Consider the following 24,171-nt stretch of genomic DNA (forward strand, 5'->3'; position numbering starts at 1 on the left):
ATTTAATCCGCTTACCCATTTATCGTGCTTGTCTCATCACAGCAAGTTTCAGTAAAGCTGCTACTGACATGGCATCTACGATGTCGCCGTTCATGGCCATTTCAATGGCTGTGTCTACTGAGACCTTTATTAATTCGATATCTTCAGTCTCTTCGAGTTCTTGCTCACCGGCTGTCAGTCCTGTCGCCAGGAAAATATAAGCTTTTTCGTCGGTCACTGAGTTGGAGGTGCGTAACTCCATCAGTGGCTGCCAGTCTGTTGCCGTAAACCCTGTTTCTTCTTTGAGTTCTCTTTTTGCCGCTTCCAGAGGGTGTTCATCCAGTGGGCCACCACCTTCTGGAATTTCGATGGTGGTTTCATTATTTGGATAACGACTTTGTTTGACTAACCAAGTATGATCATTGTCATCAATGGCGATGACGCCAATGGCATGAGACTTGAAGTGGACGACACCATAAATTCCTTCACTGCCATTCGGTCTGATCACTTCTTCATGGCGAATTTGAATCCATGGGTTGTCATAAGGGATTTGCTGGGATGTCTGAACCCAGCCGCCAATTTTAGTTTTTGTCATAAATATTTTTTTCTTTAATTAAAGAAAGAGAAAAAATAGTACTTTAGTACAATACTTATTTAGTTGTGGTGGTTATATAATTTAAGTAATCACATAAATGAAGATTCAAATGCGTTTATCAAAACTTGCCATGGTTGGAGTAGTGACTCTTAGTATTAATCAGTTAGCTTATGCTGATGCTGTTGAAATAGACGCCATGTCTCTTCTTAATCAATACAACCTTATTACCAGTGGCAATGTCATTAGTACCTCTGAAATAGATGGTAACGCATTAATCGGTGGCAATGTTAACGGTGGTATGTACAACATGCATTCCACGTCAAATGTTGCTGTTCCATCGTTAACTGTCGGTGGTGACCTCAAGGGTAGCGTACAGACCAAAGGCAAAGGCCTTAATATCGGTGGTGATGTGTCTGGCTCACTCACCATTAATGATGGTGGCGATGCTTATATAGGCTCTGTCTCTTCCACTGGCAGGGTTGAAAACAATGCTAACCGTGATGGTTCAACCTCTGTAGTTGGCGATATCTCTGGTAGAGTCAATACAAATGGTGGAAATACAACTTTCGGTGGCACCAATACTGGTTTTGCTGGTGCTAACGGTGGTTATAACGTTTCTAACCAACCTGTCTCAGTCCCTTTTGACCCAGCTACTGCGGCGGCAAATGCGGTGAATACATTAGGTCAGTTTTCAAACCAGTTAGCAGGTACTGATTTTAATAGTAACTACACAATTACCGGTGGCAAAGTCACGTTTAATGCGACACCGAATACCGATGGATTAGCGGTGTTCAATATTAATGATGGTGAAAGCTTTTTTACTAGTGTGAATGAGTTTGCATTCAACATCGGTAGTGCAACCAGCATTTTGTTTAATGTCTTTGATGACGCACTTTCTGGGTACGATATCAGCGTGAATTTCCTGGCCAACTCAGCAGTGGATTTAGCTGACATACTGTTATGGAATTTTACCGATGCAGACAGTCTTCACATCACCTCACAATTCGGCGGTAGCATTTTAGCATTGGGTACAGATGTTGTTACTCACGGGAATATTGAAGGTACCTTAGCTGCAAAAACCTTAAACCAGAACGCTGAAATTCACTCACAACCTTCTGGTTTTGTGCCGCCTTCAGCTGTACCAGTTCCTGCGGCTGCCTTTTTATTCGCTCCCGCTTTACTAGGCTTCTTAGGCCTACGTCGCAAAGCGAATACTGTAAAAGCCGCTGCTTAAATCACACTTTCAGCGATACAAAAAAGCCACCTGAACAGGTGGCTTTTTTATGTTTGGTATATCGGTTTTTTTATTGTCTTTCTAATGTTGCACAGCCGGCTGTGGCATGTTTCCAGGTTTCAACATAGCAGGTACCGATAGTGTCATCACCGAGAATTCGACCATGAACATAACCCTGGCTTGGAGTTGATACCCAGGTAAAGGCAGTATTATCAGGATAAATCACACCAAAAAAGTTTTTGGTACCGTCAGCATAGGTAAAAGTGCCACGAAAACGTCGGTCCTGTTGTTCTGTAATGGTGACGGTTTTATCATTCCAGGTTTTATAGCCTTTTTCATCTGAGACGGTAAGATTGACACCACTCCATGTTCCAACCAGGTTTGGAATGTCTTTAGTTTTCACTTCAGCGGTGTAATAGTAATAAGCGACACCAGCGGTATTCACTAATACTAGCAACCATAATAGAAATTGTGTTGCTGTACTGCCAGATTGTTTTCTTGTCATTGTTATTTCTCTCTCTAGTTGGACATTCGCGTATATTTAGGTGAATTAATTCATGTTGGTGCACGAATCAAAAACGTTTTTTTACATGTTCTCGTAACTGCCGTGGCGATAGACCGAATTGGGTTTTAAAGGCCCGGCTGAAGTGAGCCATATCATTAAATCCTGCTTCCAGTGCAAGTTCAGTAATCGTCTGATGCATAGATTGCTGATGCTGTAATCGTCGATACACTCTGTTTAAGCGTTGTTGTGTGACATAACGCATTAATGAGGTTTGTTCGGTTTGAAACAGATGATTAATATGTCGCACTGAAAATCCGACAGCATTGGCAATGATGGCTGGAGATAAGTCAGGGTGATGACAATGATTATCTATATAGCGCTTAATATGAAACAGCGTCGTGTTTTGAGAGCGAGATAACTCAACTGACTGGGGGGAGAGTTGATTAAGCGATAGGGTAAGCATATCAATCAACGGATCAAACATAGACTGGAAAGATCGCGTGTCTAATGTAGTTAATTGTGAAGCGAATGTTTGCAGCGTCTGTGAGGTTACCGCGCCAATACCAGATTTAACTGATATTTTCTTTGCTGTTAGCTCACTCACATGACTAAGCCTTTGTTTGAGATAGTTTCGGGGAATAGAAATTATCACTTTTGACGCTGGTTCAGGCATGGTAATACGATGCCATTGGGTCGCATCGTATAAGGTCATTTCGCCTTTTTCCAGAAACACTTCGCGTCCATCTTGTTCAAGTTTATATCGCCCATCGATCAGCATAACGGCAAAATAGTTATCTTGACTGACTTCTGTTGGCTCTCTGGATAAACGTTCTATTTGCAACGGCTGAGTTTTGATAGGAGAAAATCGTGTGCCATATAACCACGGATAGATGACCATATCATTGAACACAGGCTCATCAGCAATTTGACTCACATCCACATTGGCATATTCGCGTCCAATGATTTCTTTCAACCAGTTCAGCCTCTGTGAGCTCGGTAAATCATCAGTACAGAAACGCTGACCTTGCAATGTGGAAAGCTGGCTATTCATCTTTATCTCTCTTTTATTGACCATCACCTTCTCGGTCAAGTTATTGCACCGTTTCAAACAAGACGTCTTTTTGTATAACTGGATAATAACATAGGAAAAATACAATAAATGCAGGAGAGAGATATGCAAAATACGTCAGCGTCATCCACAAATATCGTTATGCTTCGGGGGGCATGTTTATGGATATTGATGGCTTTATTGTTAGCCTGGTGTCTGGTGGGTTTATATAACCAGCTGGGTTTTTTACAAACCTTGATTCCCGGATCACCTAAGCGGGTGTTACAAGCACATCTTGATTTTCTGATTATGAGTGCCTTGATTTTAGGCTTTTATGCGGCCAAGGTAGCTTTACCATGGCATGTCCGCTGGTCCATGGTGGTGGGTGCGTTTACCAACTCCAGCTTATTTTTAATGTATGCACTGTTTCCGGTACTCGACCCTTTACATGATACCTTCAATCCTGATGTGGCTGGAGGAGGGGTATTTACCTTTTATTTGTATGCCAGTCTGCTGATGACCAGCTACGGTTTTGGTAAAGGGGCTGTGATTATTCTGAAATCCACGCTCACTGAAAAAAAAGAGTCACAATGAGCTAGTAATTAAACAAGAAAAGTCACTGACTTTTTTTGAGAGTCAGTGACTTTTCTTACCACCATTTCGACTGGCACTGTGGTTATCTTTTTTGCCTCGTCCCGAGCCAGATTTGTTACCACCACCGGATTCTTTATTGACGGTTGCCCAGGCTATACTTTCAGCTTCCTCTTCTGAGACTCCTTGCTCTTTATAACTTTCTTCTATGTGCTGAGCTTTACGTTTTTGCTTATCTGTATATTTTTCTTTACTACCTTGCGCCATGATTTCACTCCATTAAAAATAGAAACATGTTCACAAGAGGTGACAGTGGGGGTAAAAGATAGTTTCTGCTCGGTTATTTACCAGAGTCAGGATGGTCGTGTTTTGCCACTAAAAATTCAAGACCAGCACCAATATCTTCCTCGCCACAGGCTGCACTTTCATCAGGACTACCTGCCAGCGCTTCCTCATGCGTTAATATCAAGTCGCGTTGTTGGTGCAGTTGTTTACTGTCACTGTCTTCTTTGTGTTCAGGGGAATAAGTCGAGTGTTTTTGCTGCATGGTCATAGCCTGTGTCACCCAAAAAGTCTTGTATATAGGTTACGTTAACATTCATGCTGACAGATACAAATTTATCACGGATATCCATCATTTTTCCTCGATATAAATGGTTAACCAGGTGAAACCACTAGATGTGTATGAAGGCTGATATTCAGTCAAAAAAAAGCCCGCTTTAAAAAACGGGCTTTTACTAAATGAAAAAACAGTCCATTGTTTTCTTCCCATTTTATTAGAAGTCGTAGGTGATACCACCAAAGAACAAGCGTTCACGACCAACTAATTTACCTTCATTTCGACTGACCAGATACTCTTTGTCGAATAAGTTTTCAACAATAGCAAAGACGGTAATACCTGAGTTCGGCACGGCGTAATTCACACCCGCATTCCAGATAGTGAATCCTGGGATAGTGCCTTGCAGTCCACTGACATCTTCGTTACGAGTATTACCATCATCAACAAATTGTTTACTCACATGCTGGACACCAATTCTGGCATTCACACCACTTTGATGTTCATATCCCAGATCCATATTTAACATATGTTCGGGTGCATACTGCATTCTGTTACCGTTGATTGACGGATTAGGTCCATCTTTGTACTCAGCTGTCCATAAGTTAGTATAAGCACCTGATAGATAGATATTATTTGTCCAGTCGAAAATATCACCAAAGTTGATACGGCCTGAGAGTTCGATACCGGTTTGTTCACTATCACCACTATTATCGAATGTATCACCAAAGTCCACTAAGGTATTTTGAATATCATTGTGGAACAATGTGGCTTCAACATTGATACCTTTGAAGTAACGGCTTCTGAAACCAACTTCATATAAGGTGCTTTCTTCAGGTTCAGCACGACCGCCGTCTTCAGTAAACTCCCTATCAGCCCGAGCTGGTGCGATGCCTTTATGTACTCCAGCAAAGACTGTGGTACCTGTAATCCCATTCCATGCAACGCCAAAACTCGGTAAAAACTCAGTGTATGACAACGCTTCACGGTTATTCTGGACACCGCCTTCATAGAATTCTTCGCTGGTACGAACATCTTCTACGCGAAAACCTGGTGTGAATGACCAGTTCCCTACATACGTCGTATTTTGCAAATAATAGGATAAAGCGTGCGTTTTAATTTTTGCTTCTTCCACATCGCCCGGATTGTTTGCCAGTGCTAATTTATAACTCTCACGCTCAGCAACACTCTGCGACAGGATCTCTTGACGGTGTATGTTCTCTTCATGATAGCGAACACCAAATATGGTGTCGTGTTCTAAGTCAAATAAACTATAAGAGATGTCACCACGTGTTTCTACACCACGCGTGTAATATTGACGAGGTGCATGTCGACCCGCACATAAGCTGGCATTGACATCAGTAGCTGAGACTCCTTCGCCACCTTGTCCTGGGCAGTTTCTGAATAACGACACGATATTACCGTTACTATCCAGATCGCCTTCATTCTCTTCTGTACTGCGTAGACCATTACGGAATGTGTCGGTGTAGTAAGCCTGTGAGGTTAATTTGAATTTATCGTTAACACGGAAAATATGTTGTAACTGTATGACGTCACGATCCTGTTCCCATTCATCATTTTGAATAGAGGGATGCGAGTAAGGATCACGATCATATTCATAGGGTGTTAAATAGGCCTCTGTAGAATTACGTCTGTCACGCGTGTGAACTAATTTCAAGCCTAATGTCTGACGTTCGGTAATGTCGAGCTCACCTTTGAATCGGTAATCTTTGACATCAAATTCACTGTGATCATAGACACCATCACCTTTGTTCTGGGTAAAGCCAAAAGTGAATCCGCCTAACTCGTTACCATAGCCTATCGCACCATCCAGTAAACGATAATTCTGATTACCAAAAGCGGATGTGATGGTACCCTCGACCTTGCCACTTCGAGGAACAGGTTTAGTCACGAAGTTTACCGCGCCGCCTAATGTTTGTGGGCCATATAAAATCTGACCAGCGCCTTTGATGACCTCGATACGACTTAATGCCGTTGATGGTGGAGTGTAATGCACAACAGGATCGCCATAAGGAGCCAGTTGTAGGTGAATACCGTCTTCCATAATCATGGCTTTTGCACTTCGACGTGGGTTTTGCCCCCTGATACCAATATTGGTATCAAAGCCCATGCTGCCATCGGGTACGATATTGATACCGGGTACTGTACGTAACCTTTCTATGTTAGAAATTGGACGACGCGTATCTAAGTAATCCTCATCGATAATATCGAATGAACCGGGAACGGCTTCCAATTTATCCGGAAGAATTCCGGTGACGGTCATCTTGTCTACTTCAACAGCGTCTCTTTCTTCTTCAGCATGAGCACTCAATGAGGCCATGATGATCGATGATAACATCGCGCTTTTACTTAGTTTTTTTCTTAATTCCATCTCTCTCTCCTGCTTGTGGAAGCTGGACTATAGCGATGGAATTAACGTGATTGTTATAGGAGTTACTCCCTTCAGGGCTGGGATGGATATTCTTTAAGTTTAGCTGTTTTCATACTGAGTAAGTGAATGAGTGGTTAAAAATAACCACTGCAACATTTTTGTGATTGATAAACCGTGCGAGCACACTGATAGTATGAATTTACGAATAACTTAAGATGGTTATACACATCCAGTCATGTGGTTAATTTCAACCGTTATGTTAACTAATGTAAAGATTTGATAAGTGTTGTTAATTCACAACAACGTAGTGAATGAATATAAGATAAAAAATAAAAGAGGGGCTAGCGACTGTATTCCGTATAGTGAATGCGTTCATTGCAGTGAATAAACAGGTGAAAAAGAACTTAAACACACTGCTTATTGGATGCAAGATGAACGCATCATTATTCTCTGTGGGAACTCAACACTGGCCTATATAGAGAAAAATATTGGCTAAACCAAGTCATTATTATGGCGACGCTTTATAGCCAAAAAGATGTTGTTTTTTTATTTTCTCAGCGACCACATCAGGCACTAATGTTTCCCAACCATCTTGATTGTCAGTAATCATTTTCAATACGTCTGGAGAAAATATGGGCAAATACGCCTCATTAAATTCTTCGAGTTGTTGAACGTGTTCACCTTGTTTCAAATATTCATAGAGATAGGATTGCTTGGGATCAATATTAAGATTATCAACCTTGTATAAGGTATTGGTCTTTGTATCTTTGTAAGGGTAGATATACAGTCTCACGTTATGTTTAAGTAAGCGGCCAAAGGCTTCCAGAATACCGCCTTGCAGGCTGCTGTAATATTCATCATTAAATAATTCGACCAGACTGGATGCGCCCATGGTTAAGCCAATACGACGATCCGTGTAACGTGAGAGATAAGAAACAAGACGATAGTATTCTGGATAATCAGAAATCATCACGGTATGTCCGGTCGCTTCGAGCACGTCTGCGCGACTGATAAAGTCTTCCAGATCAATACTGTCATTGCCGCTACGCAGATTATGCATGGTGATCTCCATAATGGAGATGGTGTCTGCCGGAGAGGCTTGATTATCTGCATCAAACTGCTTTCTGGCAGCATTGAGCATATCAATGTTCACATGAGTCACTGGTCTGAAACGTCCACGTTCAACCAATACATTTTTCTTACGAAGATGTTCTGAGGGCTGTAATACTTTTCCATCGGCAGAAAACATAGCTGCATCACTTAAGCCTAGCTGCACCAACCGTAAGCTGATAACACGGTTATCAACATGTAAAAAGGCATCACCGTGCAAATCGACCATGTCGACTTCTATTCGATCGGTTGTTAAATTATCGAGGAGTGACTTAACCAGTAAATCCGGGCTGTGACTGTAGTGGAAGGCGCCATAGACAAGGTTGACACCAATTATGCCCAAGGCTTCTTGCTGCAGCGAGTTTTCATTATCGAGCATACGAACATGAATAATGATTTCGCTTGGGGCGGCATGAGGTTCAGTCTGAAAACGAATTCCCAGCCAGCCATGACATTCATTTGTGCCGTGATAGTTACGTGCAGAGACCGTATCAGCAAAAGCAAAAAAGGCCGTTGTCTCGCCTCGCTGTTCGTTTAATCGTTCGATATTCAGGTCATATTCCAGTTTGAGCATATCTTCAAGGCGTTCACGGCAAACATAGCGTGGCGCTTTGCCGTAGATATCATCACTCACTTTCATATCATAGGCTGAGATACTTTTTGCGATGGTGCCGGCTGCACCACCGACTCGAAAGAACCAACGCACGACTTCCTGACCCGCACCAATTTCTGCAAAGGAACCGTAGCGAATGTTATCAAGATTGACTTCGAGTGCTTTGGCGCCGGGGGAGAGGATTTTGTTTTCCATAATTGACCTTTATGAGGTGACAAGTGGATGACGTATGTCGTGTTCAAAAAACGAGAAACAGCATGACTTAACTTATTTTTCACATATTTAATGAAAGTATTCAACCTTAAACTGGTTATTAATAAGTCACTATTCGATGAATATTGTTTGGTTTAAACGCGATTTACGTATTCAAGATCATGGAGCATTGACCCTGGCAGCGGAGCAAGGTCCTATTCTGCCTGTTTATGTGTTTGAACCAGAGCTTTGGCAACAAGGTGATATGTCGCGCAGACAATACCTGTTTCTTAAAGAATGTTTATATGAACTCAATCAGGTATTAACAGCAAGAGGCTGCCCACTCATCGTTCGGGTCGGCGAAGCGTTAAACGTTTTTGAATCATTACGTCAGCAATATGCCGTCACTGACGTCTGGTCTCACCAGGAAACCTGGAATGGCTGGACTTATCAACGAGACATTGCAGTTCAAACCTGGGCTGACCATCACCATGTTAATTGGCATCAACCTCGCCAGCATGGTGTGATTAGACGACTTAAAGGCCGCGATGGTTGGGCCAGACGCTGGTATCAGCATATGAATCAAGCATGTTATGTGTGCCCAGATAAACTCACAGGACCTAGTGAAAAAAATGACTACCTACCTAGTCCGGATAAGCTTGGCTTGAGTGATGATGGATGTAGCCAAAGACAGAAAGGTGGTAGGGAACAAGGACTTCGTCATTTAGATACGTTTTTACATCAGCGTGGGCAGGGGTATACAAAGGAAATGTCCTCACCGCTGACAGCCGTGGATAGTTGCTCTCGACTCTCACCTTACCTGGCATTTGGCTGCTTATCGATGCGAGAGGTTTACCAAGCTACAGAGAATCGTATTGCCAGCATTAAACAGAGTCATATTCCGGCAAAAATTCAGTGGCGACAAGCAATGCGTTCATTCTCAGCGCGTCTTCGTTGGCATTGTCATTTTATGCAAAAACTGGAAGATGAGCCGCGTATAGAGTTTGAGAATATGCATACGATATATGATGGCTTGCGTACACCTGATCTCAACCAGGCTTATTTTGAGGCATGGCGAAATGGGCGGACTGGCTTTCCTATGATCGATGCCTGCATGCGCGCATTAATTGCTACAGGCTGGATAAATTTTCGGATGCGAGCCATGTTAATGAGTTTTGCCAGTTATCATCTTTGGTTAGATTGGCGACAACCTGCGTTATATCTGGCGAGATTATTTACGGATTACGAACCAGGTATACATTACCCTCAGGTACAGATGCAGTCAGGCACAACAGGTATTAACAGTATCCGTATATATAACCCCATTAAACAAGGTATCGAACAAGATCCAGAAGGGGACTTTATCAGGCAATGGATACCTGAGTTGGCTGATATGCCTGCCCCTTTTATTCATCAACCCTGGACGCGTCCGTCATTGATGAATGGGTATCCAGAGCCTATCGTGGAGGAAAAAGCTGCCAGGCAATCTGCTGCTGCAAAGATTTATGCCTTAAGAAAACAGTCCCAACACAGGCAACAGGCTGAGGTAATTGTAAAAAAACACGCCAGTCGTAAACGTACCTCTCATAAAAAGAAACAGAAAACACCATCTTGGCAACAAGGCGAACTTCCGCTATAGATAAAGCCAAGTTGGCGTCATACGCGCTTACAACATAGATGTCATCCATTTCTACTCGCGACATCATGCGCTTATCAGAGCTTAAGTGCTCAGTCATCTTAATATTGGTTTAACCCGGTTTGTGTTACATTGCGCGCCTTTCCGGACAAGCTAATTGAGCAGATGACTTCTTCAGACACTTCAGCACGATCTTATTCACTACCATGGGTCATTTTCGCCCTGGCTATCGGTGGCTTTTGTATAGGTACCACCGAATTTGTGGCGATGGGGCTTATTCAGGAAATCGCTGCTGATCTGAAGGTATCTATTCCTTCTGCCGGACAATTCATCACGGCATACGCATTAGGCGTGACGATTGGCGCACCAGCATTAGCTATTTTAGGGGCGAAGTTACCGCGAAAAACATTGTTGCTAGGCTTGATGGTGTTTTATGGTTTGGCTAATGGATTAACGGCATTAGCTGATACTCCAACATCAATGCTGCTTAGTCGTTTCATAGCAGGCTTACCGCATGGCGCTTATTTTGGTATTGCATCACTGGTGGCTGCCGATTTAGCGGGTCAGCATCGCCGGGCGACAGCTATTGCACAAGTGATGATGGGGCTAACCATTGCCAATGTCATTGGTGTACCTTTCGCCACCTGGCTTGGCCAATCCTTTGGCTGGCGCGCGGGTTTTGAGTTTTCGGCGATGATTGCGTTGGCAACCATATTAGCTATCAGCTTTTTTGTACCACGTATTGATGCACACCCCACAGCGAGTTTTCGTGGTGAGCTCGCTGGGTTTAAGAACATCAATATGTGGCTGACCTTAGCGATAGGTGCAATTGGTTTTGGGGGAATGTTTTCTGTCTACAGCTATGCATCACCCATACTGACCGAATATACGGGGGCTAGTATCAAAGTCGTGCCTATAGCGCTGGCTGTGTTTGGTACAGGTATGGTCATTGGTGGGTTAGTCGCTGGCTGGCTAGCGGATAAACATTTGAATAAAACGATTGTCGCCGTGCTGGTCAGTTCTTCTATTGCGTTTATTATTGCCGGCCTAAGTATGACGCAACTCTATTCAGCGATTGTCGCCTTGTTTTTGATTGGTTTCACGGTGACAGGCTTAGCAGGGGTATTACAGATTCGTTTAATTGACGTAGCAGGAGAGTCTCAAGCATTAGCTGCGTCATTGAATCATTCAGCATTTAATGTCGCCAATGCCTTAGGCGCTTTTTTAGGTGGATTTGTGATTAGTCAACAAATGGGCTGGGTCGCACCTGTTTGGGTTGGACTGTTTTTAAGTTTGTCAGGGCTTGCTGTATTTAAACTGGCTCTACATGTGGAAACACGCACAAACTAATTACTCCAGCAGTAATTAAGCCTCCTACTTTGATAACCTTAGTGAATAGAAGCGCCATCTTTCTCTAGTAACAGCTCGAAATCTTTGCTCGGTACGGGTTTAGAAAACCAATAGCCTTGCGCGTAATCGCAGCCAATCGATTTTAGGAAATTTAACTGTGCTTCGTTTTCAACACCTTCAGCAATGACTCTGATATTGAGTTTGTGTGCCATCACGACAATGGCCTCACACATAGCCTGATCATCAAGGTTGAGGTGGATATTCTGAATAAACGTCCGATCAATTTTTAGGTAATCTACATTCAGCTTTTTTAAATAAGCTAGTGAAGAATATCCGGTCCCAAAATCATCCAGAGAAATTTCAATGCCTGCATGTTTTAGCATATTGAGGCGCTGTTCAGTCATCGGTCCTTCATTCATCATCACGCCTTCCGTAATTTCCAGGGAAATGGCGGTATTGCTAAGTGCTTGTTGTGATAAGAAATCTGTCCACTCTTCTAGATCACAAGATTCATTTTGAAATTGTTTTGGCGAAATATTGATGCTGACTTGAAAGCTATCGATATATTTTTCCTGCCAAGCTTTTACTTGAGAGGCACTTTGTCGAAATACCCAACTACCTAATTCGCATATCAGACCGATATCTTCGGCTATCGGGATAAATTCATCAGGCGTGATATTACCCAGTTCTGGGTGTGTCCAGCGTAATAAAGACTCAGCTTTATCTATAAAGCCGGTCTTAAGGTTAACAATCGGTTGATAATGTATAGAGAACTGCTCAGATCCTATTGAGTTTCGAAGATGTTTAACTATCTCTGTTTTTGTGAGCGCGTTTTGCTCCATGGAAAGATCAAAAAAGGAGAATTTATTACGACCAGAAAATTTTGCATGATACATGGCCTGGTCAGCATGCTTGAGTAATTCTTGAGTTGATTCACCGTGCTCAGGAAATAAGGCAATACCAATACTAAACGAGAAATAGAGTCTTTCTTCTTCTAAGATGAAAGGGGATGTCATGGCATCTAATAGTTTTTGAGCAACAGTGCTGGCGTCATCAGCCGTATTCAGGTTTGTCAGACAAACAGTAAACTCATCGCCACCTAAGCGAGCGATTAGATCATCCTCACGAATACAGGTTTTCAAACGTAATGCTGTTTCTTTGATGACCGCATCACCAATATTATGTCCTAAGGTATCGTTGATATCTTTAAAGTTATCAAGATCCAGAAACAAAATAGCGAATAATGACTGGTCAGCTTTGGAGTGTGATAGGTGTTCTTCAAGGCGTTCCATAAACGCACGACGATTGGGCAGCTCTGTTAGCGGATCGTTATATGTCAATCTACAAATGGCTTCTTCTGCCGCTTTGCGTTCGGTAATATCGGCGAAGATTGAGCAGTAATGTGTGATATCACCAGCGCTGTTAGTAATGGCATTGATAGTTATCCATTCCAGAAACAACTCACCATTTTTGCGTTTATTCCAAATCTCACCATTCCATTTCTTGTCGTGTGAAAGTGCAGCCCACATGTCTTCATAGAATTGTTTATCGTGTTTACCTGAACTGAGAATTCGTGGGTTTTTACCCAAAATTTCATGTTCCTGAAAGCCTGTAATTTGTGTGAAGGCATGATTCACAGCAATAATTTTATTGTCATGACTACTGATTGTCATAGCCACTGAGCTATGAAAAAAAGCGGATGAAGTAATATTAACGATATTATTTTCATCAGACTGATTATGACCAGCCATGACTAAGTCTGAGAGCTTGTCAAAACTGACGGGTTTCAGTGGACATTGTTGCTGGGCTAAACAAGGTAACTCGAATGGCGAAGATATGATGTCATGATTCTCATTCAGTAAAATGATATTGACGTTGTCATTGAGGTGTCGAAACTGATGTATTGCGCAGTTCGGCATACCTCTGAGAAAAGCGGTATCGGCAACGATAGTGTCGATGGCATGCTGTTTATATAACGCTATGGCAGTTTCATAATCCTCTGCAGCCAGATAAAGGTTGATACGAGAACCAAGATAACGACGAATTTTATGCTCCAAAGGCTTATCTTTGCCCAGATAAAGCACACTCAAATCTACCTTTGAAGAGGCGGTTGATATCGTTGAGGTCATTGACTAAAACTCGTTCAGGCTGCTAGAAAATGACCTCGATGCTTTCACTGGGAGAACGAAATAGGACGTGTTTTCTGATAAGAGGTATACGTGGACTTTTATTGATAACTTCTTTTTATCTTGTCCGGTTTGAACATTCGCTGGCACGGTTTTTAAACCTCAAAAAATCGTATTCGAAAATACGAGTATGTTATTAATACACATAATAAATATATGGTTAAATAACCATATGTTTATTGAGGTTGTCAACTAAAAAATCATGACCTTTTTGTAATATTTACAATCTTTACTGAAAGTGAAGAATCTAAATGTTTCTTAGTCTTTCACTTATTCAGATGGGTGGAGTTGTTGAGTCATGTCTGAGTATTAAACCACTTTATTAGAGAATTATAAAACACTAATATAGATCGCCAAATATCTCTAAATGGGTAAGGTAGACCCGCACATCGAACTCAAGCTGATGATAGTCAGGTTGTATGTGGGTGCAAAGTTTATAAAAGGATTTGTTGTGATCTTTCTCTTTTAGATGTGCCAGCTCGTGCACCACAATCATATTTAAAAATGCCTCGGGAGCCGATTTAAATACCGTGCCAATTCGCATTTCATTTTTTGCTTTTAATTTACCGCCCTGAACCCTTGAGACATAACTGTGTAAACCCAGAGCATTGTGAAGTACATCCAACTTGTCATCGTAAATCACTTTGCTGAGCGTATTAGACTGACGTAGGTGTTGATTCTTCATATCCATAACATAATCATACAAAGCCTTATTGCTTTTGATGTTATGTGTATCAGGATATTTGCTAAGCAGATAATGACCGAGTGTTTTCGATGAAATGGCAGCGCTGACTTGATCTTGAACAGGGACAGGGTAGCCTGCTAAATATTTTAATGCCGACATAATGATGCGATTTGTTTCAATTGGTTGATGTGGTGCTGAATTGTAAAACAAATAATAATGAGGAAGGGGACTGAACTCAAAGTATGCCATGTTACAGGTCTTATTCCTTGACTATTGCACACTGAGAAGTCACAAAGGAACATCGTGTTTTATTAGATAACTTTACCGTCAGGTCGTTTATTTTTGGTGGAAAAAAGGAAGCAAAATGCGGAAGGTGTTTGCAAAAGAATCCATGAAGTTTCTCAAGCTTGGTGTTGTCGGATTATTACTCATCATCGTGCTGATTCTGGCAGGTGAAAAACTAAGCGGCATAGAAGCGTTGATACTAGTGTTGCTTCCTTATGTGCTTTATCAGATTTACACGGCCATTCAGTCAGCTAAGAAGCGCAAAAAGAAATAAAGGATAACTTTTCTATAGTGAGCAAGAGCTCGAACCTACAGGGTAATTGTCAAAACAAACTTATATCAGGCAGGTTTACCTAGAGAGAAATTATTTTTACCCTGACGTTTGACGTCATACATTGCACTGTCAGCCACTTTGACGAGACTATCCAGAGTGGTGCCATGCTCAGGGAAAAAAGCGATACCGATACTGACACCTATATTGACTTGTTTAGTGTCGTTGTCTGAAAAAGTGAAATCAATGGGAAGCTTTAAGCCGTCAATTAGTTTTTGAGCCACGGTTTCCACATCGTTACGATCCTTGAGATCATCAATCATAATAACGAACTCATCACCACCAATACGTGCTAACTGATCCGTCTGGCGTAATAAACCACTAAAGCGTTGTGCCACTTGCCTCAGTACCTGGTCACCAGCATTGTGACCCCAAGTATCATTGACCGATTTAAAGCCATCCAAGTCCAAGAACATTACGGCAATTTGTTGCTGCTGACGCTTAGCTTTAGCTAAATAGTCCGTGGCATGTTGTTGTAAATAATGCAGTGAAGGCAGTCCTGTAATGGCATCGAAATGCGCCTGTTTTTTCAATTCAATTTGAGCATGATTAGCAGCATCTAAGGCTTGATGTAGCTCACTGACATCATATTCCGTGACCAACATTAAAAACTCTGCCGTTAATGGGTGGCGTGTGATGCGTATATCCAGCGTATGCTGACGCAAGCCGGCACTGGTTTTCATCATATGTGTCCAGCGTCCAACTCGCTTTTCAGTGGCATCTTTTAGTCGTTCAATACCTTCTTCAAGGTGTTCAAAGCGGGCAGTGAACGCATTTTTATCAGGATCAAGTTGCTGTGGAATGATGTGTTTATAGGCTTCTGTGGCTGCTGGATTTTCGATAACAATGTCACCTTAAAAGGTGAACGTGCTTACTAATACCGTGGTATATCGCATTGCTTCAACGAGGAGTAAGTTTTCAGGTGTTTCACCGAGCTCAACTTGTTCATTCACATAGGCAATAATGGCGCGATGCGCTTCAGGACCGATTAAAACAGATCTGTGCAACATATAGAGTGTTTTGGCCTTACCATCAGGGTAGGTCGTCCACGGGTCAATACTCAGACCATTTTTTGCCGCTAACTCAAAGGTTTGCTGCATCCTATCTCGTGCGCCCTGGGTATCACCTGATAGATCCTTATTGATTAGCTCATCGAGTGATTTCAACCCCCAAAATTTGAGTGCAGCGTCATTTCCCCACCACCAACCATGTCTATCCAAATCAAAAATCCAGACCACAGTGGGAATTAGCTCGTAAAGAGCAAGCTCGTCTAAACTTTTAATATGGGTAAGGTGGCTGTAATCGGTGCTCATGAATAGCGTTAATTGTTTGATTGATACCAAAATAGATAGATGATTATCGCATAAGTACACGTTCAGATAATGAGATGCTTTTCGCTATCAGAGAGCTATGGACTTAGAAAATAGCTATGACTATTCACCAGATTACATTGATGATTACAAACCTAAGTTTTTATTTTTAGTGGTATCCTATTTTAGGAGTGATTTGTTGGAGCAAACTCTTCAGCTCAAGCCAAAGGTTGGTCTCAGAATATAGTCAAATAAACACATAGCCATGTTTAACGACCTTAATCTGCTTCTCAATGAAGTGACTTTGACGTGATACATGCAAGCCAAACTGTCGGCTTATAGTTGGAATTTTATCGCTTAAAAAGAGTTCAGAAGTATTTCATCATAAAACCGATAAGCACAAAGATTGGAAGAAAGCGGCCGACCAAATAAATTCGCCACTCCCACCAATGTGAAGTTGTGCCAAGAACGGAATGTATTCGTGTTGGTGAAATAAACCAACAAAATAGAGTAGCGCCAATGACTCCAGAGATAATAATGATATTGCCTCCGGCAATTCGGTCAATGACGTTGAGCACTGGGTCACCAGCTATTTGTAAGTTGACTGGGGTAAAACTCAAAGCAGATGCTGAACCTAATACCAACATCACTAATGCTACTAATATAACGGCTTTACAGTTAGTCAATTTAAACTCTTCAGAAAAAGTCGAGACCACAACTTTTAAGCCTGCCAGTGTCGAAGTAAACGCAACGGCAAAAAATAAGGTAAAAAAAGCAATACCAATGATTGAGCCGCCTGATAGCTCTGAAAACACCTTGGGCATGGTTGCAAAGGCAAGTTGTGTCCCTTTATCGGGTGACAAGCCTTGACTAAATACAAAAGGAAAAATCATCCAAGCAGCCAGTAAGGCGATGGATGTCTGAAATACAGCGACGATAATACAAGCTCTTGGAAGGTGCGTTTTTCGAGGAATGTAACTACCATAGGTAATTAAATAACCTTGTCCTATCGCCAAGGTATAAAAAGCCTGGCCGAAAGCAAATAACCATAATTGACCGTTCTTTAACTCTGCCCAGTCAAACTCAAAGAAAAAGTCTATAGTTTGCTGCCAGCCAGATGTTTTGCTGGCAGCAATGACAAGAAAAATCATGACTACCAACAATATTGGCATCAAGATCTTTGACAAACTTTCAATCATGTTTAAGCCTCTAATCAGAACGATAGAGGTTAATCCGATAACGATTAGAAAATACCAAAAGCTATTAAATCCTTTGGTAAATTCATCAAAAACTTTTAATTCGCCAAGGCTAGCGTCAACAGAATAGCCGAGTGTCCAACCAGTAATCACCAAATAATAGCTGGTAATGGCACTTGTCAATATCACAACAAACCAACCGTAATATCGGCCCCATTGGTTGATTTGTTTGAAAGTCGCGACGGTATTGCCCTGTGTTAAACGGCCAGACGCTACTTCCAGCATCATAATGGGTAGTACGACTATAAATAATGCCAACAAGTAAGCAACGACAAATACGCCACCACCATTTTCGCCGACGATATAGGGAAATCGCCATAAGTTTCCAAGTCCAACTGCAGCGGCAGCCATGGAAACAATAAAGGCCGACTCAGAACTCCATTGTTTCCTCGATTTGTCGATGAAATTATGAGCTGACATATAAAACTTTTCAGATTATTGAGTTGGGGGTGCGCGTTAGCGTTGTGAATAAGAGACTATCTCTGCATGAGTGACTATATTACATCTTACTTACTCACTCAATTATTCATAGTGCATTAGACAAGTTAGGGTAGTAATCTGACCATGCTTCTTTATCCCATAGATATTTAATTTATTTTCTCCCTTAATTTATTCTTACTAATACAAACTATATGAATGACACAATTAAATTGTTAAAAAATCATCGCTCAATTCGGCAGTTCACATCGGACCCCATCAGTGATGAAATAGTACGTGAGATTATTGATGCCGCTGGCTGGTCAGCCACGTCTAACTTTGTTCAGGCATACACCGTTATAAGAGTTAGAAATCTACAAACACGTCAGCAGATGGCAGAGCTTGCCGGCTCACAAACTTGGGTGGAAACCAGCCCGGTATTTTTAGTGTTTTGTGCTGATCTCAAACGCAACCAGGCTGCCTGTGCTTATGAGAATATGGAAATGGTCTCCGGTTATACCGAGCAGTTCATAATCGCTACGGTAGATGTCAGTCTAGCTGCACAAAATGCGATGATAGCGGCAGAATCGCTTGGCCTTGGCGGTGTTTTTATTGGCGGTATTCGTAATAACCCCGAAAAAGTCTCTGAGCTACTGAAGCTTCCTGAGCAAGTTTACCCTGTGTTTGGCATGTGTCTTGGTTATCCGGCAGCATCGCCTGAGCAAAAGCCAAGACTACCCGTAGATGTGGTATTGAAAGAAGAAACATATCAGCAAAATGAAACACAACTGGAAGAGTATAACGAAACGTGCAAATCGTATTATCAAAACCGATCCAGTGGCTCGCGTGATGAAACCTGGACACATCAAATAGCTACGATGATGAGCAAGCCAATGCGTCCGCATATGAAAGCATTTCTTGAGAAAAAGGGCTTTAAGTTTAAGTAAATATTTGGGCAACAGCCTACTCTAGATGCTTTACCATCTGTTGGAACTATCAGGCTCGCATACAGCCGAACAGATTATCTGATTATGTAAGCAATCCTTTTTGGTGGCAGCTGATTAGGCTTTCATCAGAAAACTGCTTTCGAGTTGTCGGAATCATTCTTATCGCTAATTAGCCTAGGAGGAGGCATGACAAATTCGAATCACAAAAACGACCATTCCCCCATAGAGCAAGATAGTAATACAACCTACGAAAAAGGGCCTGCAGGTGGTTGGGGATCGCTTCGCGGTGTGGCGAAAGTTTTTGGCAAGGTCCACGGTTCTTCCGTTGGGGCGAAAATTCTTTCCAGACTCAATAAGCCTGGTGGTGTGATGTGCAGTTCATGTGCCTGGGCCAAACCTGCCAATCCCTCACGGTTCGAGTTTTGTGAAAATGGCGCTAAAGCAACCTTATGGGAGCTGGATGAGAAAAAGGCCGATGCTAACTTCTTTGAGCAATATAGTGTGTCTGAATTAAAAATCTGGCATGACCATGATCTGGAAAAATCGGGCAGGTTATCTGAGCCGCTTCGCTATGATGCGAAACGCGATCGTTATGTGCCGGTCAGTTGGGATGAGGCAATAAAGGACATTGGTGAAAAGCTTGCTGCCATGAACCCTAAGCAAGCCGTTTTTTATGCTAGTGGTCATGCCGGATTGGAAGCGTCCTATCTCTATGCCCTTTTTGCGCGGACAATGGGGCATCAGAATCTGCCACAGTCATCCAATATGTGCCACGAAACGACCAGTGTGAACTTGAAGACTTTTGTCGGTACACCGGTTGGCACCTGTACACTGGAAGACTTCGAACATTGTGATGCCATTTTCTTTTTCGGACAGAATACCGGCAGCAATTCTCCACGTTTTATGCATATCCTCAAAGACGCTGTTGAACGTGGCTGCAAAATTGTGACCTTCAACCCTGTACGTGAAAGGGGGCTGATTGAGTTCGTTGAGCCACAGAACATCATGCAGATGCTCACCAATAACCCCACCGAGATCTCCAACAAATATTATCAAGTGAAACCTGGCGGTGATATTGCCGTCATTGCAGGTATGATGAAATATGTGCTGGAACGTGAAGAGGCTGCTCCTGGCACCATACTGGATCAGGATTTTATTGCTGCCGAGACAACAGGTTTTAAGGAAACAGTTGAAAAGGTAAAAGCCTTTGATTGGTCAGATATCGAAGCACAATCTGGCCTAACCCGCACCATGATTGAAGAAGCAGCCGAGATATATTGTCAGGCAAAAAATGTTATCGGTATCTATGGTATGGGACTGACGCAGCATGTCGATGGCTGGCTCAATCTGGGGATGTTCTGCAACTTACTGCTGATGCGTGGCAATATAGGTCGTCTCGGTGCCGGTATCTCGCCCGTGCGTGGGCATTCTAATGTACAGGGGCAACGCACAGTCGGTATTGGCGAGAAATCCTCACATATGCCGGCTGACAAATTACATGAGTTATTCGGTATAGATGCACCGACGGATGATGGAAAGAATATTGTTGAAGCCAGTGAAGGCGTGTTGGATGGCACCATCAAGGCTATGGTCTCGTTGGGGGGAAATCTGTTACGGGCTTTGCCTGATCGTGAGCGCCTGGAAAAGGGCTGGTCAAACCTGGATTTGACGGTACACATCGCCACCAAGCCTAATCGATCTCATCTTATACCGGGTAAAGTCAGTTATATTCTGCCTTGTCTTGGTCGTACTGATATTGACCAGCAGCAAAGTGGACCACAGGCTGTTTCTACGGAAGATACGTTCAGTCATATTTATGCTTCAATTGGCGCAGCAGAGCCACCCAGCGATCAAGTCCGCTCCGAGACAGCGATTGTGGCAGCTATTGCAAAAGCCACCTTACCTCCCAACCCTAAACTCCACTGGGATGACTGGGTTGCCAACTACGATTTGATCCGCGATCTGATTGCCGAAACATTCCCTGATGATTTCAGTGACTTTAATAAAAGAATGATGCAGTCCGGCGGCTTTTATCGTGGCAACCCAGCCCGTGAAAGAAAATGGAAAACCGAAAGTGGCAAAGCACAGTTCACACCACCAACAACACTCTCCTCACTGGGGCAGCATCCCAACGGTGAGAATGGTTTTACCCTAATTACATTACGTTCCAACGATCAATTCAACACCACCATTTACGGATTTTCAGACCGGCTACGAGGCTTGGAAGGCAGTCGCGAAATCGTCTTGATCAATCGCGAAGAAATGGCACGACTTGGATTGCAGGAAGGGCAAATAGTCAGCCTGTATAGTCAGGTAGAAGATGGCAATCTGCGTCAGGTCGATGGGCTAAAAGTTACTGCCTATGATCTGCCCGACGGCACAGTAGCGGGCTATTATCCTGAACTCAATCCACTTGTTCCATTGTCCTATCACGAAAAAAATTCTCTCACTCCAGCATACAAAGGCGTGCCTGTAGAAATCAGGCAATGAGTTTCGTAGTTCCGTAGGTTGGGGTGAGCAATAGCGAAACCCAACTTTTTGAAGTTTTAAGCGGTGTGTTGTTATTTGAGGTGACGTTTTGTTGGGTTTCATGCTTCAATCCAACCTACAGACCGTAAATTGTGGATTGATAGATATGCAAAAAGCGTTGTGTTTATTATTCTTAGCTTTCTCTATGTTGATGTATAGATAAAGGCGAGTTGAGCTAAACAGGGACGTGTTGTATGGAAAAGTTTGAGCGGTTATTAAAATTAGCAGCATCGGCTGTGGCACTCGTTGTGCCATGTATTTTGTTATCGGGCTTTAGTTACCATATTGGTCATATTTTTGCGTTTGGGTTAAGTCACGAGCTTATTGATAAAGATATGTCTGATGTCTTGGTAGAAAGCTGGTATATCGGCGTATTAGCCATTGGTTGGTTACTTTCTAAATGGCCATATTTTCTTGGCTTCTTTATATTACTCATTGTTATTGGTTTAGCTGCTTTTTTTACTGCAAGATATGCAAAAGAAAATGGTAAAGATTGGTTTTTCGAAGAACTGAGCAAAGAAAATCAAGGTAGAAAAATATTAGGTATTACTCAATGGCATTGGTGTCAGTTAGGTGAAATGCATGTTGAACTTTCATCTTGGTTTTATTATCCACTGGTGATTCTTTGCTTTATTGGATTATTAACTGCCTTTCCTTATCAAAGAGGCCAGCAAGATGCCGAAAAACAAATGAAAATATTTGCAGAATCAGGCTGCCAGAGTGAAGAAAAAGTTGGCCGTTGTACGTATTTGATCGATACCACCAAGAATAATCAAATGATTGCCAAGGGAATTCTTATCTCTGCTAATGATAAGAAAGTTGCTCTGTACAACAACAAGGTAGAAGTCTGGCCGTTAGTAGATAACTATCTGATTCAAAAAAGTAAATAACGCATTCCGTAGGTTGGGTAGAGCGATAGCTACACCCAACATTTTGATGATTTGATAGGTGTTTTGTAATTTGATGTTTGTTGGGTTTCATTCTTCAACCCAACCTACGAAGGATATGAGTGTTTATTTGTAGGTTGGGTAGAGTGATAACGAAACCCAACATATGTCTAGGAGGGTATAAAACTCAATTCCTCTCACCAAAAGCTTTCAAATCAACCTTCTCATCATATCCCCAGTTTTGATCAATTATTCCATCACGAACAAATTTATGAATACTGGAGTAGGGCCAATCGATGGCTTTATCGACATCATCTGTCGCGCAACTGATTTAGTGACCGTGGGAGACACTATAAATCAAGGGTTTAGGTTTCTACTACACCATCCAGTGACCGTGAGTTTATAACCATCATCTGACCGTGAACCCAATGAAATAACTCAACAAGTGACCATGAACGAGATCACACTAATCAACAGATGACCCTTAGCCTGGAGTAGTGTGTTAAGTCTGAATTAGCAGGCCCCTGCTTGCTGTGCACCATACGTTGCCTGGCTTACTGTGTACTTGTCGCCATAGCTTGATGAAAGCTGTTCAATTAAGCCCTTGCAGGAAAAACCCTGGAAACCGAGATACTGTTTAGCTGATCTGACAGCTTGTTTGTTCCAGTCAACGCGCAGACTATCGACAGCGATAGTGGCGTCATTAACGTTATAGCCATCCCCATAATCTGATGAGAGCTGGTCTATAAGTCCATTACGAGAAAATCCTGTAAAACTCAGATATTGTTCTGCTGATCTGACGGCATTCTTCTGAGGTCCGTTAAGATTGTCTGCCAATATTGGTGTTGCCCCAACAACAAGACTAATAAAAGGAATTCCCAACAAGTTTAATGTGTGCTTCATAGCGATGTCCTTTTGCTAATTGAACATAGTAATTACTCAGCCAAGCTATGGTTACAGTAGCGACAAATCTTGGCGTTTTTCATGATAAATTCCTGACAACTAGGGCATCGTTGTCGACCTGCTTTATTCTCCCGACTTTCTACAGCGTCTTCTGTTGGCGACATCAACAGAGCATGTGGTAGGGCGATAATAAATATCATGGCTCCATAAAACCACCACAGTCCAAAAGAACGACCCTTATGCTGCGCAATGAGTCCGACAATAATGCCGAAAATGATCCAAAGAATGATCAGCTCCATCACTATTTTCCTAAGTTACGTGTCGTATTCTTTGCCGCCAGTCGAAATAAGATAAAGCGAATGACTATAGGGCAGGCGCAAAAGTATTTTTGATTTATTGACTACTCCAGCCATCATCATGCCCCGGCATAAAAGTGAAACAGAGCCAGTCTCTCGCTCACACAAAGCATCGGCACTATCGATAAACTTGGTCTTATTTAGCCTTAAAATAACAACGGTACGGCCATCAGGAACAGCGCCCATAGGCTGAACAACAAAAAGCGTTAATTGCGTATAAGCAATGATATGAATGATGAGAATAGCAGCAAGTGACAACCCAAATTTTTTATTCATGT

23 protein-coding genes are annotated in these 24,171 nt (G+C 42.3%); 8 read left to right on the top strand and 15 right to left on the bottom strand.

Annotation, left to right across the window (positions count from 1 at the left end; genetic code table 11):
• Positions 1-19 precede the first annotated feature (19 nt).
• A complete protein-coding gene (locus tag B3014_RS06260; RefSeq protein WP_289245260.1) occupies positions 20-574 on the bottom strand; it encodes an NUDIX domain-containing protein in 555 nt (184 codons plus the stop codon).
• A 109-nt stretch (positions 575-683) separates the two neighbouring features.
• Here B3014_RS06260 and B3014_RS06265 point away from each other — a divergent pair, with 109 nt between their 5' ends.
• Positions 684-1,808 (top strand): choice-of-anchor A family protein, encoded by a 1,125-nt coding sequence (locus B3014_RS06265; RefSeq protein ID WP_289245259.1) that lies wholly within the window; start codon positions 684-686, stop codon positions 1,806-1,808.
• A gap of 70 nt (positions 1,809-1,878) precedes the next feature.
• On the opposite strand, the gene B3014_RS06270 is transcribed toward B3014_RS06265, so the two are convergent.
• Both B3014_RS06270 and B3014_RS06275 read right to left on the bottom strand, forming a co-directional pair.
• The gene (locus B3014_RS06270) at positions 1,879-2,313 is read right to left on the bottom strand and encodes a hypothetical protein (RefSeq protein ID WP_289245258.1); all 435 of its coding nucleotides are present in this window, start codon (positions 2,311-2,313) and stop codon (positions 1,879-1,881) included.
• A gap of 67 nt (positions 2,314-2,380) precedes the next feature.
• Positions 2,381-3,364, bottom strand: coding sequence for a helix-turn-helix domain-containing protein (locus tag B3014_RS06275; RefSeq protein WP_289245257.1), 984 nt, complete (start codon positions 3,362-3,364; stop codon positions 2,381-2,383).
• A gap of 123 nt (positions 3,365-3,487) precedes the next feature.
• On the opposite strand from B3014_RS06275, the gene B3014_RS06280 reads away from it, so the two are divergent.
• Entirely contained in the window at positions 3,488-3,955 is a 468-nt protein-coding gene (locus B3014_RS06280) for a hypothetical protein (RefSeq protein WP_289245256.1), read from the top strand.
• Positions 3,956-3,997: 42 nt separating this feature from the next.
• Here the strand turns inward: B3014_RS06280 and B3014_RS06285 are convergent, their stop codons facing one another.
• From B3014_RS06285 to B3014_RS06300, 4 genes are all read right to left on the bottom strand, one after another.
• A complete protein-coding gene (locus B3014_RS06285) occupies positions 3,998-4,219 on the bottom strand; it encodes a plasmid stabilization protein (protein ID WP_286304756.1) in 222 nt (73 codons plus the stop codon).
• Positions 4,220-4,292: 73 nt separating this feature from the next.
• The gene (locus tag B3014_RS06290) at positions 4,293-4,499 is read right to left on the bottom strand and encodes a hypothetical protein (protein ID WP_289245255.1); all 207 of its coding nucleotides are present in this window, start codon (positions 4,497-4,499) and stop codon (positions 4,293-4,295) included.
• 229 nt (positions 4,500-4,728) lie between these two features.
• Positions 4,729-6,900 carry a TonB-dependent receptor family protein gene (locus B3014_RS06295; protein ID WP_289245254.1) on the bottom strand — a complete coding sequence of 724 codons (2,172 nt, stop codon included), beginning with the start codon at positions 6,898-6,900 and terminating at the stop codon, positions 4,729-4,731.
• A 508-nt stretch (positions 6,901-7,408) separates the two neighbouring features.
• Positions 7,409-8,818, bottom strand: coding sequence for a TonB-dependent receptor (locus B3014_RS06300; RefSeq protein WP_289245253.1), 1,410 nt, complete (start codon positions 8,816-8,818; stop codon positions 7,409-7,411).
• Positions 8,819-8,954: 136 nt separating this feature from the next.
• Between B3014_RS06300 and B3014_RS06305 the strand changes: the two genes are divergently transcribed.
• Both B3014_RS06305 and B3014_RS06310 read left to right on the top strand, forming a co-directional pair.
• A complete protein-coding gene (locus tag B3014_RS06305; protein ID WP_289245252.1) occupies positions 8,955-10,454 on the top strand; it encodes an FAD-binding domain-containing protein in 1,500 nt (499 codons plus the stop codon).
• 162 nt (positions 10,455-10,616) lie between these two features.
• Positions 10,617-11,801, top strand: a complete 1,185-nt coding sequence (locus tag B3014_RS06310; RefSeq protein WP_289245251.1) for an MFS transporter — start codon at positions 10,617-10,619, stop codon at positions 11,799-11,801.
• A gap of 38 nt (positions 11,802-11,839) precedes the next feature.
• Here the strand turns inward: B3014_RS06310 and B3014_RS06315 are convergent, their stop codons facing one another.
• Both B3014_RS06315 and B3014_RS06320 read right to left on the bottom strand, forming a co-directional pair.
• Positions 11,840-13,930: a putative bifunctional diguanylate cyclase/phosphodiesterase gene (locus tag B3014_RS06315; RefSeq protein ID WP_289245250.1), complete on the bottom strand. Its 2,091-nt coding sequence runs from the start codon at positions 13,928-13,930 to the stop codon at positions 11,840-11,842.
• A 397-nt stretch (positions 13,931-14,327) separates the two neighbouring features.
• Complete coding sequence (locus B3014_RS06320; RefSeq protein ID WP_289286928.1) at positions 14,328-14,921, bottom strand: YgjP-like metallopeptidase domain-containing protein; 594 nt, start codon at positions 14,919-14,921, stop codon at positions 14,328-14,330.
• A gap of 115 nt (positions 14,922-15,036) precedes the next feature.
• On the opposite strand from B3014_RS06320, the gene B3014_RS06325 reads away from it, so the two are divergent.
• Positions 15,037-15,231 (top strand): hypothetical protein, encoded by a 195-nt coding sequence (locus B3014_RS06325; RefSeq protein WP_289245248.1) that lies wholly within the window; start codon positions 15,037-15,039, stop codon positions 15,229-15,231.
• 65 nt (positions 15,232-15,296) lie between these two features.
• On the opposite strand, the gene B3014_RS06330 is transcribed toward B3014_RS06325, so the two are convergent.
• The 3 genes from B3014_RS06330 to B3014_RS06340 form a co-directional block, all read right to left on the bottom strand.
• A complete protein-coding gene (locus tag B3014_RS06330; RefSeq protein ID WP_289245247.1) occupies positions 15,297-15,974 on the bottom strand; it encodes a GGDEF domain-containing protein in 678 nt (225 codons plus the stop codon).
• A gap of 168 nt (positions 15,975-16,142) precedes the next feature.
• A complete protein-coding gene (locus B3014_RS06335) occupies positions 16,143-16,601 on the bottom strand; it encodes a hypothetical protein (RefSeq protein ID WP_289245246.1) in 459 nt (152 codons plus the stop codon).
• A gap of 365 nt (positions 16,602-16,966) precedes the next feature.
• Positions 16,967-18,274 carry a sodium-dependent transporter gene (locus B3014_RS06340; RefSeq protein WP_289245245.1) on the bottom strand — a complete coding sequence of 436 codons (1,308 nt, stop codon included), beginning with the start codon at positions 18,272-18,274 and terminating at the stop codon, positions 16,967-16,969.
• Positions 18,275-18,486: 212 nt separating this feature from the next.
• On the opposite strand from B3014_RS06340, the gene nfsA reads away from it, so the two are divergent.
• From nfsA to B3014_RS06355, 3 genes are all read left to right on the top strand, one after another.
• Positions 18,487-19,218 carry an oxygen-insensitive NADPH nitroreductase gene (nfsA, locus tag B3014_RS06345; RefSeq protein ID WP_289245244.1) on the top strand — a complete coding sequence of 244 codons (732 nt, stop codon included), beginning with the start codon at positions 18,487-18,489 and terminating at the stop codon, positions 19,216-19,218.
• Positions 19,219-19,404: 186 nt separating this feature from the next.
• Positions 19,405-21,708: an FdhF/YdeP family oxidoreductase gene (locus B3014_RS06350; protein WP_289245243.1), complete on the top strand. Its 2,304-nt coding sequence runs from the start codon at positions 19,405-19,407 to the stop codon at positions 21,706-21,708.
• Between the two features lie 233 nt (positions 21,709-21,941).
• On the top strand, positions 21,942-22,637 hold the full coding sequence (locus B3014_RS06355; RefSeq protein WP_289245242.1) for a hypothetical protein: 696 nt from the start codon (positions 21,942-21,944) through the stop codon (positions 22,635-22,637).
• Between the two features lie 510 nt (positions 22,638-23,147).
• On the opposite strand, the gene B3014_RS06360 is transcribed toward B3014_RS06355, so the two are convergent.
• The 3 genes from B3014_RS06360 to B3014_RS06370 are packed head-to-tail and all read right to left on the bottom strand — an operon-like array spanning position 23,148 to position 24,169.
• Entirely contained in the window at positions 23,148-23,537 is a 390-nt protein-coding gene (locus B3014_RS06360) for an Ltp family lipoprotein (protein WP_289245241.1), read from the bottom strand.
• A gap of 32 nt (positions 23,538-23,569) precedes the next feature.
• A complete protein-coding gene (locus tag B3014_RS06365) occupies positions 23,570-23,839 on the bottom strand; it encodes a hypothetical protein (RefSeq protein ID WP_289245240.1) in 270 nt (89 codons plus the stop codon).
• 12 nt (positions 23,840-23,851) lie between these two features.
• A complete protein-coding gene (locus B3014_RS06370; RefSeq protein WP_289245239.1) occupies positions 23,852-24,169 on the bottom strand; it encodes a hypothetical protein in 318 nt (105 codons plus the stop codon).
• Positions 24,170-24,171: the final 2 nt, after the last annotated feature.

The sequence above is a fragment of the Methylophaga sp. UBA678 genome (genome assembly GCF_002299105.1).
GTDB lineage: Bacteria > Pseudomonadota > Gammaproteobacteria > Nitrosococcales > Methylophagaceae > Methylophaga > Methylophaga marina.